Below are 25,820 nucleotides of genomic sequence, written 5' to 3'. Positions count from 1 at the left end.
TCTCGTACCGTCTCCGCGTGGCTCTCTTCTTCGTCGCTGACCCGACCGTCACCCGGACGCTGCGCGCCGGCCTGCTCAAGACCTGGACCGACGCCTCGAACGCCGGGGGTGCGATCGGTTTCGTCCCGCCCGTCTCGCCGCTCGACGTCGAGCCGGTCCTCGACGAGCAGCTGCGCGCGGTCGAGGAGGGGCGGATGCGGCTGGTCGTCGGCCTCGACGGCGAGCGGGTCCGCGCCGCGGGCTTCCTGGAGACCAACACCCACCGGCTCATGCAGCACTGGGTCTGGGCGAAGACGGTCATGGTCCACCCGAAGGCGCAGGGGCGCGGGGCGGGCTTCGCGCTGATGCTCTCGCTCGCGTCGCTGGCGCGCAGCATGCCCGGCATCGAGGCCGTACGGCTCAGCTGCCGCGGCGGGCTCGGGCTGGAGGACTTCTACGCGCGGTGCGGCTACAAGGAGGTCGGACGGGTGCCGGGCGCGATCCGCGTCGGCCCTCACGACGACCGCGACGACATCACGATGCTGCTGTCGCTGTGAACGCCGCTCGCGCCTAGGCTCGTGCCCGTGGGAAGCAGCGTCTACATCGCGTCCGTCGAGGGGTTCACCGGCAAGTCCACCGTGGCGCTCGGCGTGGTCGAGCAGCTGTCACGGCGCGTACGACGCGTGGGCGTCTTCCGGCCGATCGTGCGGGGCGACGTCGCCGCCACGGGGGGTCGGGACTACGTGCTCGACATGCTGGTCGCGCACGACGCGGTGACGACGTCGTACGAGGACGCGGTCGGGACCACGTACGAGGAGATCCACGCCGATCCCGTCGCGGCGATGGAGCGGATCATCGACCGGCACGCCGCCGTCGCGGCCACGTGCGACGTCGTCGTGGTGGTCGGCACCGACTACACGGACGTCGCCGCGCCGACCGAGTTCGTCTACAACGCCCGCGTCGCGGCCAACCTCGCCTCCCCCGTGCTGCTGGTGCTCAACGGCGCCGACCGTACGCGCGCGGAGGTCGCGAGCATCTCCGACGTCGCCGTGGCCGAGCTCGAGGCGAACCACGCCGAGCTGTTCGCCGTGGTCGTCAACCGCGTGACCGACCCCGAGGTCTCCGCTGATCCTGCGTCGCTCGTGGACCGCGACGTGCTCGTGTACGCCGTGCCGGACGAGCCGGTGCTCTCGGCCCCGACCGTCGCCGACCTGATGGCCGCCTGCGACGGCACCCTCGTACGGGGTGACGAGCGGCTGCTGGGTCGCGAGGCCAGCGGCTTCGTCGTGGCGGCGATGACCCTCCCGAACGTCCTCGACCGGCTCTTTGAGAGCGCCGTCGTGATCGTGCCGGGCGACCGGCCGGAGATCGTGCTCGGGGTTCTGACGGCGCACGCGTCGACGGAGTTCCCGCAGATCGCCGGCATCGTGCTCAACGGCGGCATCGCCCTGCCGGAGCAGGTCGACCGACTTCTGCAGGGCATCGGCTCGACGATGCCGATCATCGCCACCGAGCTCGGCACTCACGCGACGTCGCAGGCGCTGACCGGTCGCCGTGGTCGGCTGACGCGCGAGTCGCCGCGCAAGATCGCGACGGCCCTTGCGGTGTTCGCCGAGCACGTGGACGGCGACGCCCTCCTCGACCGGCTGGAGGTGTCGCGGACGACGGCGGTGACCCCGCTGATGTTCGAGCACACGATCCTCGACCGGGCGACGGCCGACCGACGGCACATCGTCCTGCCGGAGGGTGAGGACGAGCGCATCCTGCGCGCCGCCGACATCCTGCTGCGGCGCGGCGTCGCCGACCTGACGCTGCTCGGCGACCCGATCGCGGTGACCGGGCGCGCCGCGAGTCTCGGCGTCGACGTCTCCGCGGCAAAGGTGATCGACCCACGGACGTCGGACGACCGCGAGCACTTCGCCCAGGAGTACTACCGGCGGCGCAAGCACCGTGGCGTCGACCTCGACGACGCGCGTACGACGGTCACCGACGTGTCGTACTTCGGCACGATGATGGTCGAGCTCGGCCACGCCGACGGCATGGTCTCCGGTGCCGTGCACACCACGGCCCACACGATCCGCCCGGCGCTGGAGGTCGTGAAGACGGTGCCCGGGGTGTCGACCGTGTCGTCGGTGTTCTTCATGTGCCTCGAGAACCAGGTCCTGGTCTACGGCGACTGCGCCGTCGTCGTCGACCCCGACGCGACCCAGCTCGCCGACATCGCGATCTCGTCGGCGTACACCGCGCAGGCGTTCGGCATCGAGCCGCGCGTCGCGATGCTGTCGTACTCGACCGGCAGCTCCGGCAGCGGCGCCGACGTCGAGAAGGTCCTGAACGCGACCGGCCTCGCTCAGGAGCGGGCGCCGGAGCTGATGATCGAAGGGCCGATCCAGTACGACGCCGCGATCGACCTCGCGGTCGCCCGCACGAAGCTGCCCGAGTCCGAGGTGGCGGGGCGCGCGACCGTGTTCGTCTTCCCGGACCTCAACACCGGCAACAACACGTACAAGGCCGTGCAGCGGTCGGCGGGCGCGGTGGCCGTCGGGCCGGTGCTGCAGGGGCTGCGCAAGCCGGTCAACGACCTGTCACGCGGCGCCACGGTGCGCGACATCGTCAACACCGTGGCTATCACCGCGATCCAGGCCCAGCAGCTCACCGCCGGCTGACCGCGGGCGCGCTGGCCGGCCACTCTCCGTTGGGGCCAACGGAAAGTGTGGGCGGGGTCAGCCCTTGAGCTGCTTGCCGCCGTGCAGCACGGACAGCAGCGTCGTGAGCGTCTTGTCCTGAGCGGCGGTCCGCTTGAAGCTGGTGAGCACCATCGCCGGCTTGAACCGCGGCACGGTCACGGCGTGGGCGTACGTGAACTCCTTGAGCCCGTCCTCGCCGTGGATGCGTCCGAAGCCGGACTCGCCGACCCCGCCGAACGGCAGCGACGGCACGCCCGCGAACGACGTGACCGAATTGACCGACGTCATGCCCGACCGGATCCGGTGGGCGATCGCCTCGGCACGCTCCTTGCCGAAGACCGCCCCGCCGAGCCCGTACGAGGTCGCGTTGGTGCGGCGGATGGCGTCCTCCATCGACGGCACGCTGTTGACGACGAGCGTCGGGCCGAAGGTCTCCTCGGTGACGGCGACCGAGTCCTCCGGAACGTCGACGAGGACCGTCGGCTGCACGTACCGGTCCCCCACCGCGTCCGCGCCGCCGACGACGGCACGGCCGCCACGCTCGAGCGCGTCGTCGATGTGGCGCTTGATGATCGGGAGCTGGCCAGGCATGGTGATCGGCCCGAACTTGGCGTCGGCGTCGCTGCCCGCCCGTACGTTCGAGGCCTGCGCGGTCAGCTCGGCGACGAAGTCGTCGAAGACCTTCTGGTGGACGTACACGCGCTCCATGCCGATGCACGTCTGGCCCGCGTTGGACATGCCGGCCCACAGGGCGGCGTCGGCTGCGGCAGCGAGGTCGGCGTCCTCGTCGACGATCATCGCGTCCTTGCCGCCGGCCTCGATGACGACGGGCGTGAGGTTCTTGGCGGCCGCCTCCATGACCTTGCGGCCCGTGCCCGGCGACCCGGTGAAGGCGACCTTGTCCACCTTCGCCGACGCCAGCGCCGCTCCGGTCTCGCCGAGCCCGGTGACGAGCTGGAGCACTGGGTGTTCACTCACGACCTCGGTGAACGAGTCGACGAGCCACTGGCCGACGCCCGGCGTGTACTCGCTGGGCTTGAACACGACCGCGTTGCCGGCCGCCAGGGCGTACGCGATCGAGCCCATCGGCGTGAAGACCGGGTAGTTCCAGGGGCCGATGACGCCGACGACCCCGAGCGGCTTGTACTCGATGGTGGCCTTCTGGTTGACCATGAGCAGGCCAGGGTTGACCGTACGGCGGCCGAGCAGCTTCTTGGCGTGGCCCGCGGCCCACGCGAGGTGGTCGATCGCGAGCCCGATCTCGAGGACGGCGTCGCTGTGCGGCTTGCCGGTCTCGGCGTGGACGACGTCGGCGAGCTGGTGGATGCGGCGCGTGATGACGCCCTTCCAGCGGTTGAGGATCTCCTTGCGGTCGGCGAAGTCGAGCGACCCCCACCATGCCGCCGCCGGGCGCGCACGCTCGACAGCGGCGTCGACCTCCTCGCGCGACATCGCCGGGTAGGTGCCGACGACGTCGCCCGTCACCGGGCTCAGCGAGTCGAACGTCTGCGGCGCCGCAGCCGTCTGCTCCTCGTTCGCGCTCGTGTCGGCGGACTTGCGGGAGCGGGAGCGCTTCTTCGGCGTCGAGCTGGTGGTCGTCATCGGATCCTCCGGTTGTGACGTGCGGCACAGGCGGTGCCCTCGAAGCCTACTGCGCGGTAGCGCGCGATCACAGACGGTAACCAGGCGCTGCCGACGACGGCGAGCACCGCGTCGGTGGCGAAGAGCGCCGAGGTCATCATGGCAAGCGCCCATCCAACGCCGTCCCCGCACGACTGACCCGGCGAGAAGACCTCACTGGGTATCGGCCGCGGCCACTCGATGCCCCAGGAGGATGGCGAGTAGACCCGGCGCCGTGAGTGCAATTGCGCATATGAGCGCTATTGACCTATATATCGATTCGCCGGTTACTACGAATGCAACCCAAAGGGCCGGGGCCGCGCCAATAGCGGGCATTAACGCCAGGTCAAACTCCCATCCACCGCGTCGCGATGCACTGTCTCCGCCGCGTCGATGCTCCTGAATAATCAATAAGGTGATGGAGATAAGCACCATCAGCGGGACCAGCCCGATTACCGGATATGGACTGAAAAACAGAACGATCGATACAGGGAGGAGAAAGATGCACTGGATGAAAAATCGTAACCGTATCAACTTCATCGAAACTCCGCGGCGACAATTGAGTGACTACCTGCGCGCGAGCAGGCCGCCAAACCGCCTCGTGCTACGCATGACGCGATTGGACGTGGGGGGCTTCTGTACGAACTCCAGTCCATCGGGACCTGGGGAGTGTGCGGCCGGCGAACGACGACGTCCCCGTTCACCCGAAAGGCGAGCCGCCGAAGCACACCATCCTGGCTTGTGGCCATCCCCGGCAAGCCCGCCCGCCGGTTTGTGACCGAACCTTGTTCATGTTCTGACACAGCACCCTGCCGCGATGAGTTCGGCCTGCACCTACGGTCGTACGGGCATGAGCGCTCCCCAGCCGATGCGCGGTTGCGTCGCGTCCGCCGACGGCACCGTGATCGCCGTGACGCGGCGCGGGAGCGGACCGCCGGTCGTGCTCGTCGACGGGGCGCTCACGTGCGCGCGCACGGATCCGGGGCGCCCACTCGCGGCGGCGCTGGCGACGCGCTTCACGGTCTTCGACTACGACCGCCGCGGGCGCGGCGGGAGCACCGACACCCACCCGTACGCGCCGGCGCGCGAGGTCGAGGACCTCACGGCCGTGGTCGCCCTCGCCGGCGGCGACGCGTGCCTCTTCGGCATGTCCTCCGGCGCCGCGCTGGCGCTCGAGGCCGTCGCCGCGGGCGTGACCGTACGACGCCTCGCCGTCTACGAGCCGCCGTACACGGCCGAGGTCACCGGCCCCGCAGACGTGCGCCGCACCCGCAAGGAGCTCGAGGCGATCCTCGCCGACGACGCGCGCGGGCCGGTCCGGTTCGACGACGCGGTCGCCGCGCTCATGACGCTCACCGGCATGCCCCAAGAGGTCGTCACGCTCGTACGGCACACCCCGGTGTGGCGGGAGTACGCGGCGCTGGCGCCCACCCTCGCGTACGACCTCGCGCTCCTCGGCGACGGGATCGTGCCGCGCACGCGGTTCGAGGCGATCGACGTACCGACGCTCGTGCTCGACGGCGCCGCCAGTCCGGAGCTGCTGCGCCGTCCGTCGCGGATCGTCGCGTGCGTCGTCCGCGCGGCCGCGTACCGCTCGCTCCCCGACCAGACGCACGACGTCGACCCGAACGCCCTCGCGCCCGCGCTTGCCGCGTTCTTCGCCTGACCTCCGACCCGCGCGCGACGCGTTGGTGCCTCAGTGGTCACCGACGGCGATCACGTGACCACTAGCGCACCAACGCGGCACCGGACCCGACCCGCGCCGGCGGGAGCACCCGGCCACGCAGGAGATCCGCCGCCTTCTCCCCCACCATGATCGTCGGGGCGTTGGTGTTGCCTCGCGGGACGACCGGCATGACCGACGCGTCCGCGACCCGCAGCCCTTCGACACCCCGCACCCGCAGCTCCGGATCGACCACCGCACCCTCGCCGGACCCCATCGCGCAGGTGCCGACCGGGTGGAACAACGTCTGGGTCTGCGCCCGCGCGTGCGCGACGAGCTCGGCCTCGGTCGGGACGGCGCGCCGTGCGTTCGGCAGCCACAGGTCCTTGAGCAGCCGCGCGAGCGGGCCGGTCGACACGGTGTCGAGCAACCGCTGCGTCCCGGCGACCATCGCGTCGAGGTCGGTCTGGTCGTCGTAGTAGGCCGCGTCGATCTCCGGGTGCCACGTCGGGTCGGCCGACCGCAGCCGCAGCGACCCGCGGCTCGCCACGCTCACCAGCGTCGGCGCGATGGTCATCGACCGGACCTTGGGCTCGTGCATGCCGTTGTCGTAGAACGCGCTCGGCGCGACGTGCGCCTGGAAGTCCGGCGCCGCCAACCCGTCGCGGGTGGCGAAGAACGCGCCCGCCTCCCCGACGTTCGACGCGAGCGGCCCCTTGCCGGTGGCCTTCCACCGCAGCAGGTTGCCGAGCGACGACGCCTCCGCGAGGTCCGTCGTGTCCCGGGTCGCCCACACCAGCGGCAGCGCCGGGTGGTCGTGGAGGTTCGCGCCGACCCCGGGCACGTCCGCGACCACGTCGATGCCGTGCTCGCGCAGGTGGGCGGCCGGCCCGATGCCGGAGAGCATGAGCAGCTGCGGGCTGTTGACGGCGCCGCCGGAGAGGACGACCTCGCGCTCAACCCGCGCCACCTGCTCGGCGCCGGCCGCACGGTACGCGACGCCGGTCGCCCGGCCGCCCTCGATCACGACGCGCGTGACCAGGGCGTCGGTGAGCACCGTGAGGTTGGGACGGTCGAGGGCCGGACGCAGGTACGCGTCGACGACGGACCAGCGCCGTCCCTTGCGGCACGTCACCTGGTACTGCCCTGCCCCGTCCTGCGACGCGCCGTTGAAGTCGTCGGTCGCCTTCAGGCCCGACGCGACCGCCGACTCGACCCACGCCGCGGTCAGCGGGTGGGTGTAGGTGCGGTCCTCGACGTGCAGCGGACCGTGCTGGCCGTGGTACGGACCGCCGAGGCGGGTGTTGCCCTCCGACCGCAGGAAGTACGGGAGGACGTCGTCGTACCCCCAGCCCGTCGCCCCGTACGCGTCGCGCCACGTGTCGTAGTCGACCCGGTTGCCGCGGATGTAGATCATCGCGTTCATCGAGGAGCAGCCGCCGAGCGCCTTCATCCGGGGCCAGTAGGCGGTGCGGCCGTTGAGCTGCTTCTGAGCGACGGTGGTGTAGCCCCAGTCCCACCGGGTCTTGATGAGCTGCGAGAAGGCGGCCGGGATCGCGATCTCGTCCGCGTCGTCGACCGGCCCGGCCTCCAGCAGGAGGACAGACACCGACGGGTCCTCCGTGAGTCTTGCTGCGACCACCGCTCCGGCGCTGCCGGCTCCCACCACCACGTAGTCGTACGACGTCATGGCCGAAGTGTGGCATGCCTCACATACCCCGGGAAAACATGAGGTTTGCCTCACGAAAATGTTGAGGTTTCCCTCATGTTCGGGTCATCATGAGGACTTCCGCACATCCACCTGAGGAAGTTCGAGGGCCACGTGACGATCATCGACACCCCGACCACCCGGACGACGCACGTCGACCACCGTTCGCGGCTGGTCGACGCTTTGAACGACGGCACGCCGTACGCCGTCGCCTTCGGCGGCCAGGGAAGCCCGTGGCTCGAGCCGCTGAGCGACCTGCTCCGCACGTTCGCCCTCGGCTCCTCGATGCAGGCCCTCTGCGCGGACGCCGAGTCCCGCCTCGAGCCCGTACGAGGCGATCTCGACCGGCTCCCGTACGCGTTCACGCCGCTGGCCTGGGCCGACTCCCTCGCCGTCGCCGAGTCGGCGGCCTCGGAGGACGCGCCCGCGACGCCGGACGCCGACCTGCTCGCGCAGCCCGCGGTCTCCGTCCCCGGCATCCTCCTCGCCCAGCTCGCCGGCCTCCAGGCGCTGGCGCTGCAGGGCCTCGACCCCGCGACGACTCCGCCGACCGCGGTCGCGAGCCACTCGCAGGGCGTGCTCGCCGCGGAGGTCCTGGCCGGACGCGACCCGGCCGACGTCCTCGCGCTCGCGCGGCTCGTCGGTGCGGGCATCCAGCTCGCCGGGCAGCGCGGGGGTCTGCTCGGCGACACGATGCTCGCCGTACGACGGGTCGATCCGGCCGAGGTCGAGCGGTTGCTCGCCACGATCGACGGCGTCGACGTCGCGGTGGCGCTGCGCAACGGCCGCCGTACCGTCGTCCTGTCCGGCCCCGCCGCCGACCTCGCCACCGTCCAGCGCCGCCTCGAGGCCGAGGCCGCCGCGCAGGCTGCGCTGCGCGAGCGCAAGGTGACGGGCGGGACGCCGTTCTCCCCCGTCTTCGAGACCCTCGACCCCCGCGCCGCCTTCCACCACCACGGGATGCGCCCCGCCGGCGACCTGGTCGCCGGGTGGGCCGAGCGCTGCGGCCTCGACCCGGAGTGGGCGCGCGACGTTGCGGTCCGCGCCGTCATCGCACCCGGGGACTGGGTGGCCACGCTCGAGTCCGCGCTCGACTCCGGCCCGGAGTGGATCCTCGACCTCGGGCCCGGCAACCTGGCCTCGCTCCTCGCGTCGTACGAGGCGACCGCCCGCGGTGTCGGCCTCGTCGCACCGACGACCCGCGAGGGCCACCGCGCCCTGACCACGCCGGGGGCTGCGCCGCGCCGCCGCGAGGCGTGGACGGCGTACGCGCCGAAGCCCGTCACGCTCCCCGACGGCCGTACGGTCGTCGAGACCCGCTTCACCCGCCTGACCGGCCGCTCGCCGATCCTGCTCGCGGGCATGACGCCGACCACCGTCGACCCCGCCATCGTCGCCGCCGCGGCCAACGCCGGCTTCTGGGCCGAGCTCGCCGGCGGCGGACAGGTCACCGAGGGCATCTTCGCCGAGAACGTGGGACGCCTCGACGACCTGCTCGACGAGGGACGGACGTACGCGTTCAACGCGCTGTACCTCGACCCCTACCTCTGGAAGATGCAACTCGGCCAGCAGCGCCTCGTCCAGCGCGCCCGTGCCGCCGGCTCAGCCGTCGACGCGGTCGTCGTCAGCGCCGGCATCCCCGAGCTCGAGGACGCCGTCGCCCTCGTCGACGAGCTGCGCGAAGCCGGGATCTCGTACGTCGTCTTCAAGCCCGGCACCGTCAAGCAGATCCGCGAGGTGCTCGCGATCGCCCGCGAGGTCGCGCCGGTCCCGGTCGTCGTCCACGTCGAGGGCGGCAAGGCCGGCGGCCACCACTCCTGGGAGGACCTCGACGACCTCCTCCTCACCACGTACGCGCAGCTGCGCGAGCAGGACAACGTCGTCGTCTGCGTCGGTGGCGGCATCGGCACGCCCGACGCGGCGTCGGCGTACCTGTCCGGCGCCTGGGCGCGCCGCCACGGCTACCCGGCCATGCCGCTCGACGGCATCCTGGTCGGCACCGCCGCGATGGCGACGCGCGAGGCGACCACGTCGCCGCAGGTCAAGCAGATGCTCGTCGAGACGCCGGGCACCCCGGACTGGGTCGGCGCAGGCCGTGCCGCCGCCGGGATGGCGTCGGGGCGCAGCCAGCTCGGCGCCGACATCCACGAGATCGACAACGCTGCGTCGCGTGCGGGCCGGCTCCTCGACGAGGTCGCCGGCGACGCCGAGGCCGTGCAGGAGCGGCGCGAGGAGATCATCGCCGCGATCGCGCCGACGGCCAAGCCGTACTTCGGCGACGTCGACGCCATGACGTACGCCGCGTGGCTGACGCGCTTCGCCGACCTCGCGTACAGCGACGCGTGGCTGGACGTCTCGCTGCGCGACCGCTTCCACGCGATGATCCAGCGTGCCGAGGCCCGCCTGCACACCGCCGACCGCGGCGAGATCCCGACGCTGTTCGCCGACGGCACCAGCGTCGAGGACCCGCACGCCGCCCTCGCGACGCTGCTGGCGTCGTACCCGCACGCGAGCGACGTGATCCTGCACCCCGCCGACGTCCGGATCTTCGTCGACGTGTGCCGCCGCCCCGGCAAGCCGGTGCCGTTCGTGCCGGTGCTGGACGGCGACGTCCGCCGCTGGTACCGCTCCGACTCGCTCTGGCAGGCGCACGACCCCCGGTACGACGCCGAGGCCGTGTGCATCATCCCCGGCCCGGTGGCGGTCGCCGGCATCACGCAGGTCGACGAGCCGGTCGCCGAGCTGCTGCGCCGCTTCGAGGACGAGACCGTCGACGACCTGCTCACCGCCGGTGCGCTCACGACGCGCGTCGCCGGCCGACGCCGGGTCGACGCCGCCGACGACGTGCTCGGGCTCGTGCTCGCCGCCCCCGACGTGTCGTGGGCCGGCCGGACGGTGCGCAACCCCGTCCACCGCCTCGGCACCGACTGGGTGATCGTCGAGCCGTCGCGCGCCGAGCACGCCGAGACCGGCGCCGTGCTGCGTACCGAGGGCACCGACGCGGTGCTCGAGGTCGGCCTCGGCGGCGGCCGTACGCTCACGCTCCGTCTGCAGGTCGCCGACGCCGCCGACGGCGGAGCCCCGCTCGTCAGCGCCGACGACGCCGTCGCCGCCATGCGCAGCCTCGCCGGGCTCGCCGCCGGTGATGCCCTGCCCGAGGTCGACGGCGACGTCGCCCGTACGACCGTGCAGTGGTCGGCCGACCTCGGCTGCGACCACGCCGCGGTGAGCACCGGCCCGCTCGTCCCGGGCGCCCGTCCGGCGCCCGACGCGCTGGTCGGTCTCGCCTGGCCGGCCGTGTTCGCCGTGCTGTCGCACGCCCACGTCGAGGGCGCGGTCCCGCTCGTCGAGGGCATGCTCGACCTCGTCCACCTCGACCACGCGCGCGCGCGCGCCGGCGCGCGGCCGGGGCCCCCGCCCGCGCGGGCCGGCGGGGCGCCCCGCCACGACGTCACCGACACCGGTGTCGGCCGCGTCGTGACGATCGACGTGGAGCTGACCACCGAGGCGGGGGCACCCGTCGCCACGCTGCGCGAGCGCTTCGCGATCCGCGGGCGGACCGGGGACGTCGACCTCACCGATCCCGCCGTCGCGGGAGGCGCGGCACGCGGCCCCGTGGCCGACACCCCACGCCGCACGCGCGCCGAGAAGACCGTCGTCGCCCCGAGCGACCTGCGGGCGTTCGCCGCCGTCACCGGCGACCACAACCCGATCCACACCAGCACCGCCGCCGCCCGCCTGGCCGGGCTCGGCGAGCCGATCGTCCACGGCATGTGGCTGTCGGCGGCCGCGCAGCACCTCGTCGCACCGCGTCGCATCGACGGCTGGACGACGCGCTTCCTCGCCCCCGTACGCCCGGGTGCCGAGGTCGAGCTGCGTGCCGTCCGTACGGGGCTGGACCAGGGGGCCGAGATCCTCGAGGTCACCGGCCGCAGCGAGGGCGAGCTCGTCCTCGCCGCCACGGCACGGGCCTTCGCGCCGCGCACCGCGTACGCGTTCCCGGGCCAGGGCATCCAGCACGCCGGCATGGGGATGGCGGGCTACCAGCGCAGCAAGGCCGCCCGAGAGATCTGGGACCGGGCCGACGCGCACACGCGTGAGGTGCTCGGGTTCTCCATCCTCACCGTCGTCCGTGACAACCCGACCGTCGTCGTCGCGAACGGCGTCACGCACAAGCACCCCGACGGCGTCCTGTTCCTCACGCAGTTCACGCAGGTCGCGATGGCCGTCCTCGGGTCGGCGCAGATCGCCGAGCTCCGTGAGGCCGGCGCGTTCGTCGAGGACGCGGTGCTGGCCGGCCACTCCGTCGGCGAGTACAACGCGCTCTCGGCCGTGTCGGGCGTGATCAGCCTCGAGGCCGTGATCGAGGTCGTGTTCCAGCGCGGCTCGGTCATGCACACCCTCGTGCCGCGCGACGCCGACGGCCGCAGCGACTACCGCCTCGCGGCGATCCGCCCGAGCCAGATCGGCCTCGCCGACGACGAGGTCACCGCGTACGTCGCGCGGATCTCCGACGAGACCGGCGAGTTCCTGGAGATCGCGAACTACAACCTGCGCGGCTCCCAGTACGCGATCGCCGGCACCGTGAAGGGCCTCGAGGCGCTCGAGGCCGACATCGCGAAGCGCCGCGCCGAGTTCGGGGGCAAGGCCGCGTTCATCCTCGTCCCGGGCATCGACGTGCCGTTCCACTCCCGCGTGCTGCGCGGCGGTGTGCCGGACTTCCGTCAGCGCCTCGAGGAGCTGCTGCCGGAGACGATCGACCCGTCGATCCTGCTCGGCCGCTACGTCCCGAACCTCGTCCCTCGCCCGTTCACGCTGGACCGCGCGTTCATCGCCGAGATCGCCGCGACCGTGCCGTCCGAGCCCCTCGACGAGGTGCTCGACGACTACGACGCGTGGGCCGCGACGCCCGGCCGGCTGGCGCGACGCCTGCTCGTCGAGCTGCTCGCCTGGCAGTTCGCGAGCCCGGTGCGCTGGATCGAGACGCAGGACCTGATGTTCGGCGACCTCGGCGTCGAGCGGTTCGTCGAGGTGGGCGTCGGCAACGCGCCGACGGTCGCCAACCTCGCCTCGTCCACGCTCAAGCTCCCGACCTCGCCGGACCGTCCGATCGAGGTGCTCAACATCGAGCGCGACGCGGCCGCGGTGTTCGCGACCGACACCGATCCGGAGCAGGCACCCGCAGACGACGCACCCGAGGAGCCGTCCGCGGCTCCCGCCCCGAGCGCTGGTGCTGCGGCGGTTCCCTCCCCCGCCGCAGCACCGGCTCAGGCACCGGCCTCCGCCGAGCGGCCGGCCGACCTCACGTTCGACGCCGCCGACGCCACCAAGGTCCTGCTGGCCTGGTGGACCAAGATGCGGATCGACCAGATCGGTGCGGCCGACTCGATCGAGTCGCTGTGCGACGGCGCGTCCTCGCGACGCAACCAGCTGCTGGTCGACCTCGGCGGGGAGCTCTCGCTGGGCGCCATCGACGGTGCGGCCGACGCCGACCTGCCGACGCTCTCGGGCCAGGTCAAGGGCCTCGCCCGGGCGTACAAGCCGTTCGGTCCGGTGCTCGCCACCGCGCTCGGCGACCACCTGACCAAGGTGCTCGGCCCGACCGGCAAGCGGCAGTCGGCGATCACCGACCGTGTCACCGGCGCGTGGCAGCTCGGTCCCGGCTGGGCCAGCCACGTCACCGCCGAGCTCGCGCTCGCGACCCGCGAGGGTGCCAGCGTACGAGGGGGTGCGTTCGGCGACCTCGACGTCGCGGCGGGCTTCGACGCGGCGGTCGACGCCGCGGTCCAGGCGGTCGGCGCACGTCACGGCGTCGCGGTCGCGATGCCGAGCACCGGGGGTGGCGGCGACGTCACGGTCGACGCCGCCGCGCTGGGCGAGATCACCGCCGGCATCACCGGACCCGACGGCGTCCTCGCCTCGACGGCGCGTCACCTGCTCGGCAAGCTCGGGCTGGAAGCCACGGCCGAGGCGGCACCGACCACGAGCGAGGCCGACGCCGCCGTCCTGGCGCAGGTCGAGGCCGAGCTCGGCACCGAGTGGGCACGGCTCACGGCCCCCGCCTTCGACGCCCGCCGCGCGCTGCTGCTCGACGACCGCTGGGCCAGCGCCCGCGAGGACGTCGCGCGCATCGCCGCGGGCGAAGACGTACCGGTCGCGAACGGCGCGTTCGCGGGCACCGGCGAGGACGTCGCCGCGCAGGCCCGCTGGTGGGCTGCCCGTACCGACGACCCGGTCCTCGCCGACCGGCTCGCCGCGATCGCCGACGCCGCGCTCGACACCGCCCCCGGGCCGTGGGCCGACGACGTCGCCGTCGTCACCGGGGCGAGCGCAGGGTCCATCGCGTCCGCCGTCGTGGGCCGGCTCCTGGCCGGAGGTGCGACCGTCGTGGCGACCACGTCGCGCCTCGACCAGCGCAAGCTGCGGTCGTTCAAGGCGCTCTACCGCCGGTACGCCCGCGGCGGCGCCCGCCTGTGGGTCGTCCCCGCCAACCTGGCGTCCTTCGCCGACGTCGACGCGCTCGCGTCGTGGGTCGTCGAGGAGCAGACGACAACCGCCGCGGGCGTGACGACCGTGACCAAGCCCGCGTACGAGCCCACGCTGGTGCTGCCGTTCGCCGCGGGCCCGGTCTCCGGCGACATGACTGAGGTGGGAAGCCGCAGCGAGGTCGACATGCGCATCCTGCTGTGGTCGGTCGAGCGTCTCGTCGGGGCGTTCGCCACCCACGGCCGTGACCACGACCTCGCGTCGACACTGCACGTCGTCCTGCCCGGCTCCCCGAACCGAGGCACGTTCGGCGGCGACGGCGCGTACGGCGAGGCGAAGGCCGCGCTCGACGCGATCGTCGCGAAGTGGTCGAGCGAGTCCACGTGGAGCGAGCGCGTCACGCTCGTCCACGCGATCATCGGCTGGGTCCGCGGGACCGGGCTGATGGGTGGCAACGACCCGCTCGTCGAGGCCGTGGAGAAGGTCGGTGTCCGCACCTGGTCGACGGACGAGATGGCGGACGCGCTCCTCGAGCACGCCACCCCCGAGGCACGGGACAAGGCCCGCAAGGCCCCGTTGACCGCTGACCTCACCGGCGGGCTGAGCGAGGCCGACCTCGACCTCGCCGCGCTCGCACGCGAGGCGTCGGCGGCCGTCGGGGAGAAGACGCCGCCCGAGCCGGCAGAGTCGCTCATCGACGCCCTCGCCCCGTCTCCGGCGCAGCTGCCGGTACGACCCGAGGTGTCGTGGCCGAGCCTCTCGGCACGCCCCGAGGACCTCGTCGTCATCGTCGGCGCCGGTGAGCTCGGCCCGTACGGGTCGGCGCGCACGCGCTTCGAGTACGAGGTCTCCGAGGAGCTCTCGGCGGCCGGCGTCCTCGAGCTCGCCTGGTCCACCGGGCTGGTCGCGTGGGACGACAACGGCGGCTGGTACGACGTGGAGTCCGGCGACGCTGTGGCCGAGTCGGAGATCCACGCGCGCTACCACGACACCGTGGTCGAGCGGTGCGGCATCCGACGCTACGGCGACGACGGCGCGCTGGTCGACGCCTCCACGCCCCTGCTCGCCCGGGCGTACCTCGACGAGGACCTCACGTTCTCGGTCAGCAACGAGGCCGCGGCGCGCGCGATGTACGACGCCGACCCCGACCGTACGGTCATCGCACCGGCAGCCGACGGCGAGTGGACGGTGACCCGCAAGGCCGGCACCGAGATCCGCGTCCCGCGACGCCTCGCCCTCACCCGGACGATCGGCGGCCAGATCCCGACCGGCTTCGACCCCGCGGTGTGGGGCGTCCCGGCTGAGATGCTCGAGTCGCTCGACCGCGTGGCCGTGTGGAACCTGGTCTGCACCGTCGACGCGTTCCTCTCGTCCGGGTTCAGCCCGGCCGAGCTCATGCGCTGGGTGCACCCGGCGGCGGTCGCCAGCACCCAGGGCACCGGCATGGGCGGCATGACGTCGATGCGCTCGCTCTACGTGGACACGCTCCTCGGCGAGGCGAAGCAGAACGACATCCTCCAGGAGGCGCTGCCCAACGTCATCGCTGCGCACGTCATGCAGTCGTACGTCGGCGGCTACGGCGCGATGATCCACCCGGTGGCGGCCTGCGCGACGAGCGCGGTGTCCGTCGAGGAGGGCGTGGACAAGATCCGGCTCGGCAAGGCCGACTTCGTCGTCGCCGGCGGGTTCGACGACCTGTCGACCGAAGGCATCGTCGGGTTCGCCGACATGTCCGCGACGGCCGACTCCGAGGCGATGCTCGCCAAGGGGATCGACGCGCGCTTCGTGAGCCGGGCCAACGACCGGCGCCGCGGCGGGTTCGTGGAGAGCCAGGGCGGCGGCACGCTGCTGCTCGCCCGTGGCGACGTCGCCGCGCGGATGGGCCTCCCGGTCCTCGGCGTGGTCGCGTACGCGGGCTCGTTCGCCGACGGCGTGCACACGTCGATCCCGGCACCCGGGCTCGGCGCCCTCGCGGCGGCGCGCGGCGGTGCGAGGTCTCCGCTGGCGCGCGGACTCGCGGCGGTCGGGCTCGGCGCGGACGACGTCGCGGTCGTCTCGAAGCACGACACGTCGACGGCGGCCAACGACCCCAACGAGTCCGAGCTCCACGAGCGCATCGCCGCCTCGCTGGGCCGCTCGGACGGCAACCCGCTGTTCGTCATCTCGCAGAAGACGCTCACGGGGCACTCGAAGGGTGGCGCCGCCGCGTTCCAGATGATCGGGCTCTGCCAGGTCCTCGGGAGCCAGGTGCTGCCGCCGAACCGCAGCCTCGACTGCGTCGACGACGTGCTCGACGAGAACCCGCACCTGGTCTGGCTGCGTGAGGCGCTCACCGCACCGGCGCCGCTGCGCGCGGGTCTCGTGACGAGCCTCGGCTTCGGACACGTCGCCGCGCTGGTGGCGATCGCGCACCCGGCGGCGTTCCTCGCGACGCTGTCGGACGAGGAGCGCGACACGTACGAGCGGGCGGCGCGGGCGCGCGAGGTCTCGGGCCGGCTGCGGCTCGTGCGCGCGATGTACGGCGGCCCCGCGCCGTACCAGCGACCCGCCGGGCGCCGCCTCGGCGACTCCGGTGTGCGGGAGCGGGAGGCTGCTGTCCTCCTCGACCCGCAGGCACGCCTCGGCACGGACGGGACGTACGCGGTGGGTGTTGGGAGCACTCCGTACGGCCAGGGATCGTCGGTGCCGGGTATCGGGGACGGCGAGCCGGGCACGCCGTGAGCGTGCTCGGGGTGGGCGTGGACCTGGTCCACGTCCCGTCGTTCGCCGAACAGCTCGCGCAGCCGGGAAGCCGGTTCGCCGAGCTGTTCACCCCCGGGGAGCGAGGTGACGCGTCAGATGGTTCCTCCGATCGCGCGCGTCACCTCGCCGCCCGGTGGGCCGCGAAGGAGGCGGTCGTGAAGGCGTGGTCGGCGTCCCTCTACGGGCAGCCGCCGGTGGTCGACGAGTCGAAGGCGCTCGCGGCGATCGAGGTCGTGAAGGACGCCTGGGGACGCCCGGCGATCGTCCTGCACTCCCCCGTACGGGAGCACCTGGACGCGGCTCGGCTGCAGGTGTCGCTGTCGCACGACGGCGACTACGCGATCGCCTACGCCGTCCTCACCACCTGACCGCGAGAGACTCCCCGCACCCTCGCGAGAGACTTCCCGCGCAGTCGCGAGAGGGGTCTCTCGCGAGCGGGCGCGGCGTGACTCGCGGGGGTCAGCCGGACTGTTCGGCGGCGAGCAGGTACGAGCTGAGGAGCCGCTTCAGCTCGATGACGGCCTCGGAGTGCTCCTGGCCGTCGCGGATCGAGAAGTTGAGCATCGAGTACGCGACGTGGACGAGGACCTCGGCGATGATCTTGCGGCGGGCCCGCGGTGTCTTCGGGGTGAGCGGCGCGAGCACGTGCGCGACGTCGGCAGCGAGCTCGCGCTCGGTGACGGCGGCGGTCGCGCGGGTCGCGGGCGTCGACTGCACGGCATGCCAGACGGCGCGGCGCGACGGGTCGGTCACCCACAGGGCGGCGATGTGGTCGACGAGCTGGTCGAGCAACCGCAGCCAGTCCAGCGTGGGCAGCTCGGCGGCGAGGCGGGCGAGCTCGGCCCGGACGGCGACGACGTCCTGCCGGTCGAGCTCGCAGACGACGACGTACTTGTTCTGGAAGAACTGGTAGATCGTGCCGATCGGGATGCCGGCCCGGTTGGCGACCTCCTCGAGCGTGAACGACTCGAACCCGGACTCGAGAAGGAGGTCGCGCGAGGTCTGCAGGATCAGGTCGAACTTCTTCTGACTCCGCTCCTGCGTCGGCCTCCGCCTCGGCTCGAGGATCTCGACGGTCGCGTTCACGCCTCCAACCCTACCGATGCGTAAGTTCCGCTGGGGGGAAGTGGGGCGGCGCGTGCAAACGCGAGTTGCCCACGCCACGCAAGCGCGGCGCGACCCCGTACGAGGCCACGCCGCGCGTGCAGAGGATCAGCGTCCCCCTGTGGCGTCGAGCGCGTCGACGAGACCGTCACCGAAGAAGCCGTTGTAGGCGTCGGTGCCGGTGCAGCGGGTGTCGGTCGGGCACGGCTTGTCGTCGGCCTGCGCGCGGACCAGCGCGACCAGCTCGCTCGGCGACGCGTCGGGGTGCGACGCCTTCAGCAGCGCCAGCACGCCCGCCACGTGCGGCGAAGCCATCGAGGTGCCGGACTTGAGCCCGTACCCGCCGCGCAGCACCGTCGACAGGATCCGGCTGCCCGGGGCAGCCACGTCGATGACGCCGTCACCGTAGTTGGAGAAGGACGACTTCAGCCCCGCCTGGTCGGTCGACGCGACCGTCACGACTCCGGGCAGCTCGGCCGGGATGTCCTCACAACCCTCGTCGATCGGACGCGTGACCGGCGTGGTGTCGTTGGGGCTCGTCGTGTCGGTCGTCTTGTTGGCGAGGTCGTAGTTGGAGTTGCCGGCGGCCGCAGCGCTGACGACTCCGTTGCGCTCGGAGTACGCGACGGCGCGACGCACGGCCTCCTTGGCGGCGGCCTGGTCGGGGTCGTTGGTGCACCAGAACATCCACGGGTCGACGTAGTAGCTGTTGTTCGTCACGTCGACGCCGTGCTCGGCTGCCCAGACGAAGCCGCAGACCGCGTACTCGGGGTAGATGAACCCGTCGTCGTCGACCACCTTGATCGAGGTCATGAGCGAGTTCGGGGCGACGCCGACGATGCCGATGCCGTTCTTGGCGGCAGCAATCGTGCCGGCGACGTGCGTGCCGTGGTCGCTGGTCGTCGGGATCCAGGCGGCGCGCCGGGTGTCCGGCACCCCGTACGCGGTGCACCCGACCGAGTTGCCGGCGTCGAGGTTCGGCGCGAGGTCGGGGTGGGTGTCGTCGATGCCGCTGTCGAGGACGCCGACGGTGACGTCGCGGCTGCCGTCGCTGGCCACGTCGGCCTTGATCTGGGTCATGTCCCACTGCTGTGCCTCGAGCGGGTCTGCGGCGAGCACCTCGGTCGCCGACACGCCCTGGCGGATCTCGAACGCCGAGCGGGTCTCGGTGCTGCGGGTGAGCGCCTTGGGCGCCACGGCGTCGGGGGTCTTCACGGCCGCGGTACGGGTGGCGCCGACCGACTGGACGGCGTGGCCCTTGGCCTCGGCGACGACGTCGCGGCGGAAGGTCTCGCTGGTCGCGTGCGCGACGACGACACCGATCTGCGGCCACGACTGGACGACAGTGCCGCCGGCGTCGCGGACCGCACGCTCGGCCAGACGGGTCTGGCCGGGGTTCGGCTTGCTGTTGACGACGTAGCTCATGAGCTCGCCGTCGGCGCTGCTCGCGGCGTCGTCGGCGGCTGCGGGGCCGGTGGTGAGGGCGGCGGCGACGAGGCCGACGCCGCAGAGCGCAGCGGCCGCGGCGAAGGGGCGCCGAGAACGGCCGCCTGGGCGGGAGAGGGGGCGTGGTGTTGCCGAGCTGGCCATGAGGTGGTGTCCTCCACTGCTTGTCGGCCCGCGATCGGGCACGCCCGCACCGGTGGGTCGGGGTGCCGTCTCGGGGGATTTCCGTGACTGGTGAGCGCCACCGTAGACCTGTTGCGGCTCATGCGCCGATCAGGCGCTGAGAGCCACGACACGCCGCCGTACGGGTTGACAAGAACATGAGGTACCCCTCATCTTTGTAAGCAGTCCTGAGGCTTCCCTCATGTTTTAGGAGACCGAGTTGACCACGATCAACACGGAGACCGCAACCTCCGACCACCGCGCCCGGCTGGCCCGCCGCCGCCAGGAGCGGTTTCGTCGCGTCGAGCCTCGCGGGCGTCGTGAGTTCACGGCGCGCGAGCGGGCAGAGATGCTCGTCGACGCCGGGTCCTTCGTCGAGATGACCCCGATGCGCGTCGACAGCGACGGCAAGGGCGCGGGCGTCGTCATCGGGTGGGGTCGTGTGGAGGGCCGTGGCGTCGTCGTCGCGAGCCACGACGCGGCAGTGGCCTCCGGCGCGATCGGCGCCGTGATGGCCGAGACGATCCAGAAGGCGCAGCGCTTCGCGATCGACAAGGGCTACCCGATCGTCTACATCAACGACTCCGGCGGCGCGCGGATCCACGACGGGATCCTCGCCCTGCACGGTTGCGGAGAGATGTTCGCGCTGAACGTCAAGGCCCAGAAGCGGGTGCCGCAGATCTCGCTGATCCTCGGCCCGTGCGCGGGAGCAGCCGCGTACTCCCCCGCCCTCACCGACTGGACGATCATGGTCCGCGAACAGGGCCAGATGTTCCTCACCGGACCCGACATCGTGAAGGCGACGACCGGCGAGGACGCGAGTGCTGAGGAGATCGGTGGTGCGCAGATGCACACCGAGACCAGCGGCGTCGCGCACCTCGAGGTGACGAACGAGGGCGAGGCCTTCCACGCGACCCGCCTCCTGCTGTCCTACCTCCCCTCGCACGTCGGCGGCCCCATGCCGCTGGTCGCGCCCCGCCCACCGGACCCGGTGGCCGCCGAGCGGCTCCCGTACGTGGTCCCGGACAAGGCGAGCGTGGTCTTCGACATGCGCGAGGTCGTCGACGGCGTCCTCGACGCCGGCCCGCGACTGGAGCTGATGCCGGCGCACGCGCCCAGCGTCCTCACGCTGTTCGGGCACCTCGACGGCCGCCCCGTCGGCGTCCTCGCGAACCAGCCCGCCTCGCGCGGTGGCGTGCTCGACGCGAAGTCGTCGGTCAAGGCCGCCCGCTTCATCGAGTTCTGCGGCCGCTTCGGCCTGCCCGTCGTGACGTTCGTCGACGTCCCCGGGTTCCTCCCGGGCACCGTCGAGGAGTCCCGCGGCGTCATCACGCACGGCGCCAAGCTCCTCAAGGCGTACGTCGAGGCGGAGTCCCCGCTGCTCACGGTCGTCGTCCGCAAGGCGTACGGCGGCGCGTACATCGCGATGGGCTCGCGCTCGCTGGGCGCGGACTACTCCTGGGCCTGGTCCGGCGCGGAGATCGCTGTGATGGGGCCCGGAGGGGCCGTCGCGCTGCTGCACCGTCGCACGCTGCGGGACGCCGCCGACCCCGAGGCCGTCCGCGACGAGCTCGCCGCCGAGTACCGCGAGAACGTCGCCCGCCCGTACGTCGCAGCCGAGGCCGGGATCCTCGACGACGTGATCCTGCCCGAGGAGACGCGCGACCGGCTCGTCGACGCGATGGCGACCCTCGGCTACGAGGGCGGTGCCGATGCACGCCGCTAGGGCCGAGATCGTGGGCAACGTGTGGCGCCTCGTCGCCAAGGAGGGCGACCGGGTCGACGCCGGTGACCTCGTCGCCGTCCTCGAGACGATGAAGATGGAGATCCCGGTCGTCGCCGGGGCGCCGGGGACCGTACGCCTGCGCGTGCGCGAGGGCGAGATCGTCCAGGAGGGCGACGTCATCGCCGAGATCGGCTGACGGAGGGCGGGCGACCGTCCGGCGCACGGCGTCCACCGCTCGCCGCTCGACGGCTCCCCGTACGCCGGGTCGCGTGATAGGACGTGATCAGGGTCACTCGCGTGACCGCGCCCGCCGCCGACCGTACGAGGTGCACGATGTTCTTCCCGCTGACCGTCCGCGACTTCCTCGACCGCGCCGTGACCGTCTATCCCGACCGGGTGGCGGTCGTCGACGAGCCGGACCAGCCGGCGCCGTCGTGGGGCGAGATCACGTACGCCGAGCTCGGGCGGCGCGCCCGTTCCCAGGCGGCCTACCTCGACGACCTGGGCGTGCCGCGCGGAGGCCGCGTCGCGATCGTCTCGCAGAACTCCGCCCGCCTGCTGACGTCGTTCTTCGGGGTCTCGGGGTGGGGCCGGGTCCTGGTGCCGATCAACTTCCGCCTGGCGGCTGCCGAGGTGGAGTACATCGTCGCCCACAGCGGCGCGGAGGTGCTGATCGTCGACCCCGAGGTCCGCGGCCTGCTCGACGCCGTCAGCGCGAAGCACGTCCTGGTCATCGGCGAGAGCGACGAGCCGATGTGGTCCACGCACGGCGACCCGCAGCCGTGGGAGGAGCCGGACGAGAACGCCACGGCGACGATCAACTACACGTCCGGGACGACCGCGCGGCCCAAGGGCGTGCAGCTGACCCACCGCAACCTGTGGACCAACGCGAGCATCTTCGGCTGGCAGGCGTCGGTGAACGACCGCGACGTCTACCTCCACACGCTGCCGATGTTCCACGCGAACGGCTGGGGCATGCCGTACGCGGTGACCGGGATGGGCGGCCGGCACGTCGTGATCCGCAAGATCGACGGCGCCGAGATCCTCCGCCGGGTCGAGCGCCACGGCGTGACGTTCATGTGCGCGGCGCCGGCCGTCGTCCAGGCGGTGCTCGACGCGGCGAAGACCTGGGACGGCGAGATCCCCGGCCGCGACCGGGTACGCATCATCGTCGCCGGCGCGCCACCCCCGACGCGCACGATCGAACGGGTGCGCGGCGAGCTCGGGTGGGAGTTCATCCAGATCTACGGCCTCACCGAGACGTCCCCGCTGCTGACGATGAGCCGGATGCGCGAGGAGTGGGAGGACTTCGAGCCTCTCGAGCAGGCGCGCCTCCTCGGCCGGGCAGGTGCGCCTGCGGTCGGGGTCCGGCTCATGGTCGACGACACGGGCGAGGTCCTGGCGCAGTCCAACCACAACCTCGACGCCTACTGGGACAACCCCGAGGCGACCGCGACCGCGCTCGACGGCGGCTGGTTCCACACCGGTGACGGCGGCACCCTCGAGGACGGCTACCTCACGATCGCCGACCGCAAGAAGGACGTCATCATCTCCGGCGGCGAGAACGTCACGTCGATCGAGGTCGAGGACGCGCTCATGCTCCACCCGGCCGTACGCGAGGTCGCCGTCATCGGCATCCCGGACGACAAGTGGGGCGAGCTCGTGACCGCACTGGTCGTCGTGGACCCCGACGGCGGCGAGGTCAGCGAGGACGACCTCATCGCGCACACCCGCCAGCACCTCGCCGGCTACAAGTGCCCCAAGCGCATCGAGTTCCGCGACGAGCTCGCGCGCACCGCCACGGGCAAGCTGCAGAAGTTCAAGCTGCGCGCGCCGTACTGGGAGGGCCGCGAGCGTCAGGTCAACTGACGCGACGGCGCCGTCTCAACTGACGCGACGGCGCCGTCGACGACGAGCGGCGGTGGCGGCCTCCAGCAGCTCGGGCACGGTGGCGAGCTTGCGGCGGGGCCGCCCCTGCGCCGCGCCGGCCAGCCGCTCCGCGCGGTCGATCGCGCGCATGCCCCGCAACCCGACGGTGTCGGGACGACGGCGCTTCAGGAGCGCGGCGAAGTCGCGTGCGGAGCGTCGCGGGACGGGCAGCCGGTCGGCCGACGCGTCCTCGACCAGTGCCGCAACGGTCTCCTGGGCGCAGGCACGGTTGGCCCCGATGCCCCCGCGCGAGCCTCGCTTGACCCAGCCCACGACGTACGTCCCCGGGACCGGCGCGCCGTCCGGACCGAGCACGCGCCCCCGGTCGTTCGGCACGGTGGCCGTCGCCTCGTCGAAGGGGAGGCCGGGTACGGGCGTCGCACGGTAGCCGATCGCGCGGACCGCAAGCTCGGTGCTCAGGACGCGCTCGGCGTCCCCGTCGCGCAGCCGCACCCCTGTCACCGTCGTCTCCCCCTCGTACGCGACCGGTGTGCTCCAGAACGCGAGCACGACGCGTTTGCCGGGCGCGGGCGCAGCAGCGGTGTCGAGCGCGACGCGAGGGATGTCGCGCAGCAGGGCGGCCTTCGACCCGACGGGCGCGCCGTCGACGACCGCCGCCGTACGAGGGTGGTCCTCGACGACGAGGTCCACCCCGGGCAGCGTCCGCATGCCGACGAGCTCGGCACGCGAGTACGCGGCGTCGTCGGGACCGCGGCGACCGACCACGACGACCTCGCGCACCGCGCTGCGGCGCAGGACGGCGAGGGCGTGGTCGGCGACGTCGGTGCGCGCGAGGTCGTCGGGGTCGCCGAGCAGCACCCGGGCGACGTCGAGCGCGACGTTGCCGTTGCCGAGCACGACCACGCGCTCCGACGACAGGTCGACGACGCGGTGCTCACGGTCGGGCTGGGCGTTGTACCAGGCGACGACCTCGGCGGCAGAGAGGCTGCCGTCGAGCTCCTCGCCGGGGATGCCGAGACGCTTGTCCTGCGCGGCTCCGACGGCGTAGACGACGGCGTGGTGGTGCGCGAGGAGGTCCTCGTGCGTGACGTCGGCACCGACCTCGACGTTGAGCGCGACGTCGACCCGCAGGTGGTCGTACGTCCAGGCGAACGTGTCCTCGATGCGCTTGGTGCCGGGGTGGTCCGGGGCGACGCCGGACCTCAGCAGCCCGCCGGCGACCGGGAGGCGGTCGATCATCGTCACGTGCGCGGGCGAGCTGGTGAGCAGCGCCCGCGCGGCGTACGCGGCCGAGGGACCGGTGCCGACGACGGCCACCCGCAGCTCCCCGAACGCCTGCGGGACGGTCGTCGGGAACGTCAGTGCGTCCCACGTCGCCGACTCGGGGTGCGCCTCGAAGTACGCGCGGTTGAGGTCGGCGAAGACGACGTCGGGCCCGCGCAGCAGGTCGACGGGGACGATCGCGCCGGTGGGGCACGCGTCGGCGCAGGCACCGCAGTCGATGCAGCCGGACGGGTCGATGAACACCATCTCGGACGCGCTGTCGCCGACACCTCCGGCAGCGCGCTCCTCGGGCGTGGGGTGGATGCAGTTGACGGGGCAGACCGCGACGCAGGTGGCGTCGTTGCAGCAGCCCTGCGTGACGGCGTAGGCCATGGAGGTCGCGCCTCAGATCATGTGGACGGACTGGTAGATCGGCATCACGCGACGCGTGAGCAGACCGCAGTCGGCGAGGAAGTCCATGAGGTGAACGCACGACAGCCGCATCATCGCCTTGCGGTGCGGGTTGTTCCTCGCCTCGTCGAGGGCGCGCTCCTTGTCGAGACCCACGTTGACGTACACCTCAGGGCTGACCATCGCGCGGGCGATGAACCAGGCCGCGCCCGCGAACAGGCGGGCCGACATCTCCCTCCGGAACCGTCCGGCGTTCTCGAGCCCCGCCTTGATCTCGGCGCGGGCGAACTTCATGTGCCGCGCCTCCTCCACGACATGGATCTTGCTCGTCGTGCGCACGATGTGGACGACGTTCTCGCCGCGCATCCAGTCGCGCTGCATGACGTCGAGGATCTCCTCGGCGATGAGGATCGGCCCGTACGCCTGCTCGGCGCGCGCGGTCGACTTGAGGAAGCGGGCGAGCTCGACGGTCGCGCGCGGGGGAAGGTACTGCGGGATGCCGAGGACGTCGCAGGTCCGGGCGAACATCAGCGAGTGGCGGCACTCGTCCGCGATCTCGGTCAGAGCGAACCGGAACTCGGGGTTGGCCGGGTTCTTCGCGTACTGGTCACGGAGGATCAGCTGCTGCAGCATCATCTCGAACCAGATGCCGGTCTGCATGATCGAGCCGACCTCGTGACGGGTGAGCAGGACGCGCTGCTCCTCGCTCATCTCGTCCCACAGGCGCGTACCGAAGAGCGTGCTCCACTCGGGGTTGAGCCCGTAGTGGTCGTCGGGGATCGGCTCGTCCCACGCCACCTCGGTCTGCGGGTCGTACGACAGCGCCGCCGAGGACTCCAGCAGCCGTGCCGTGACGTCGTCGATGGTGGCCTGCTCGCGGAACAGAGTCGCAGCGGTCATGGAGCCCTCCCGGTTCGCCAGAACGTGACGGGC

14 protein-coding genes are annotated in these 25,820 nt (G+C 72.4%); 8 read left to right on the top strand and 6 right to left on the bottom strand.

Going from position 1 to position 25,820, the window contains the following annotated elements:
* The first annotated feature begins 17 nt into the window (after positions 1-17).
* Positions 18-536, top strand: coding sequence for a GNAT family N-acetyltransferase (locus NYZ95_RS07610; RefSeq protein WP_262850323.1), 519 nt, complete (start codon positions 18-20; stop codon positions 534-536).
* 27 nt (positions 537-563) lie between these two features.
* Positions 564-2,645, top strand: coding sequence for a phosphate acetyltransferase (gene pta, locus NYZ95_RS07605; protein ID WP_262850322.1), 2,082 nt, complete (start codon positions 564-566; stop codon positions 2,643-2,645).
* A 57-nt stretch (positions 2,646-2,702) separates the two neighbouring features.
* Here the strand turns inward: pta and NYZ95_RS07600 are convergent, their stop codons facing one another.
* Positions 2,703-4,268 (bottom strand): aldehyde dehydrogenase family protein, encoded by a 1,566-nt coding sequence (locus tag NYZ95_RS07600; protein WP_262850321.1) that lies wholly within the window; start codon positions 4,266-4,268, stop codon positions 2,703-2,705.
* An 868-nt stretch (positions 4,269-5,136) separates the two neighbouring features.
* Here NYZ95_RS07600 and NYZ95_RS07595 point away from each other — a divergent pair.
* Positions 5,137-5,952, top strand: coding sequence for an alpha/beta fold hydrolase (locus NYZ95_RS07595; RefSeq protein ID WP_262850320.1), 816 nt, complete (start codon positions 5,137-5,139; stop codon positions 5,950-5,952).
* A gap of 61 nt (positions 5,953-6,013) precedes the next feature.
* Here the strand turns inward: NYZ95_RS07595 and NYZ95_RS07590 are convergent, their stop codons facing one another.
* Positions 6,014-7,639, bottom strand: a complete 1,626-nt coding sequence (locus tag NYZ95_RS07590; RefSeq protein ID WP_262850319.1) for a GMC family oxidoreductase — start codon at positions 7,637-7,639, stop codon at positions 6,014-6,016.
* 132 nt (positions 7,640-7,771) lie between these two features.
* On the opposite strand from NYZ95_RS07590, the gene NYZ95_RS07585 reads away from it, so the two are divergent.
* The gene (locus NYZ95_RS07585; protein ID WP_262850317.1) at positions 7,772-16,864 is read left to right on the top strand and encodes a type I polyketide synthase; all 9,093 of its coding nucleotides are present in this window, start codon (positions 7,772-7,774) and stop codon (positions 16,862-16,864) included.
* Positions 16,861-17,253 (top strand): holo-ACP synthase AcpS, encoded by a 393-nt coding sequence (acpS, locus tag NYZ95_RS07580; RefSeq protein ID WP_262850316.1) that lies wholly within the window; start codon positions 16,861-16,863, stop codon positions 17,251-17,253. The genes NYZ95_RS07585 and acpS overlap by 4 nt, the downstream gene beginning before the upstream one ends.
* Positions 17,254-17,344: 91 nt before the next feature.
* On the opposite strand, the gene NYZ95_RS07575 is transcribed toward acpS, so the two are convergent.
* Both NYZ95_RS07575 and NYZ95_RS07570 read right to left on the bottom strand, forming a co-directional pair.
* Entirely contained in the window at positions 17,345-17,971 is a 627-nt protein-coding gene (locus NYZ95_RS07575) for a TetR/AcrR family transcriptional regulator (protein WP_262850315.1), read from the bottom strand.
* A gap of 126 nt (positions 17,972-18,097) precedes the next feature.
* Positions 18,098-19,579 (bottom strand): S8 family serine peptidase, encoded by a 1,482-nt coding sequence (locus NYZ95_RS07570; RefSeq protein ID WP_262850314.1) that lies wholly within the window; start codon positions 19,577-19,579, stop codon positions 18,098-18,100.
* A gap of 238 nt (positions 19,580-19,817) precedes the next feature.
* Between NYZ95_RS07570 and NYZ95_RS07565 the strand changes: the two genes are divergently transcribed.
* From NYZ95_RS07565 to NYZ95_RS07555, 3 genes are all read left to right on the top strand, one after another.
* The gene (locus NYZ95_RS07565) at positions 19,818-21,323 is read left to right on the top strand and encodes an acyl-CoA carboxylase subunit beta (RefSeq protein WP_262850313.1); all 1,506 of its coding nucleotides are present in this window, start codon (positions 19,818-19,820) and stop codon (positions 21,321-21,323) included.
* On the top strand, positions 21,310-21,519 hold the full coding sequence (locus NYZ95_RS07560; RefSeq protein ID WP_262850311.1) for a biotin/lipoyl-binding carrier protein: 210 nt from the start codon (positions 21,310-21,312) through the stop codon (positions 21,517-21,519). The genes NYZ95_RS07565 and NYZ95_RS07560 overlap by 14 nt, the downstream gene beginning before the upstream one ends.
* Positions 21,520-21,620: 101 nt before the next feature.
* Entirely contained in the window at positions 21,621-23,192 is a 1,572-nt protein-coding gene (locus tag NYZ95_RS07555) for an AMP-binding protein (RefSeq protein ID WP_262850309.1), read from the top strand.
* A gap of 15 nt (positions 23,193-23,207) precedes the next feature.
* Here NYZ95_RS07555 and NYZ95_RS07550 read toward each other — a convergent pair whose 3' ends face one another.
* Both NYZ95_RS07550 and NYZ95_RS07545 read right to left on the bottom strand, forming a co-directional pair.
* Positions 23,208-24,869: an FAD-dependent oxidoreductase gene (locus NYZ95_RS07550; protein ID WP_262850307.1), complete on the bottom strand. Its 1,662-nt coding sequence runs from the start codon at positions 24,867-24,869 to the stop codon at positions 23,208-23,210.
* Between the two features lie 12 nt (positions 24,870-24,881).
* Complete coding sequence (locus NYZ95_RS07545) at positions 24,882-25,787, bottom strand: AurF N-oxygenase family protein (protein WP_262850305.1); 906 nt, start codon at positions 25,785-25,787, stop codon at positions 24,882-24,884.
* Between the last annotated feature and the right edge of the window lie 33 nt (positions 25,788-25,820).

Origin of the sequence: Mumia quercus (genome assembly GCF_025506335.1) — a bacterium.
Classification (GTDB): domain Bacteria; phylum Actinomycetota; class Actinomycetes; order Propionibacteriales; family Nocardioidaceae; genus Mumia; species Mumia quercus.
This window is presented reverse-complemented; position numbering and strand designations above follow the sequence as displayed.

Coding starts and splice junctions, on each gene's coding strand:
- NYZ95_RS07600 (WP_262850321.1), bottom strand. CDS start 4,268: ATGACGACCACCAGCTCGACGCCGAAGAAGCGCTCCCGCTCCCGCAAG.
- NYZ95_RS07595 (WP_262850320.1), top strand. CDS start 5,137: ATGAGCGCTCCCCAGCCGATGCGCGGTTGCGTCGCGTCCGCCGACGGC.
- NYZ95_RS07590 (WP_262850319.1), bottom strand. CDS start 7,639: ATGACGTCGTACGACTACGTGGTGGTGGGAGCCGGCAGCGCCGGAGCG.
- NYZ95_RS07570 (WP_262850314.1), bottom strand. CDS start 19,579: ATGGCCAGCTCGGCAACACCACGCCCCCTCTCCCGCCCAGGCGGCCGT.
- NYZ95_RS07560 (WP_262850311.1), top strand. CDS start 21,310: ATGCACGCCGCTAGGGCCGAGATCGTGGGCAACGTGTGGCGCCTCGTC.
- NYZ95_RS07550 (WP_262850307.1), bottom strand. CDS start 24,869: ATGGCCTACGCCGTCACGCAGGGCTGCTGCAACGACGCCACCTGCGTC.
- NYZ95_RS07545 (WP_262850305.1), bottom strand. CDS start 25,787: ATGACCGCTGCGACTCTGTTCCGCGAGCAGGCCACCATCGACGACGTC.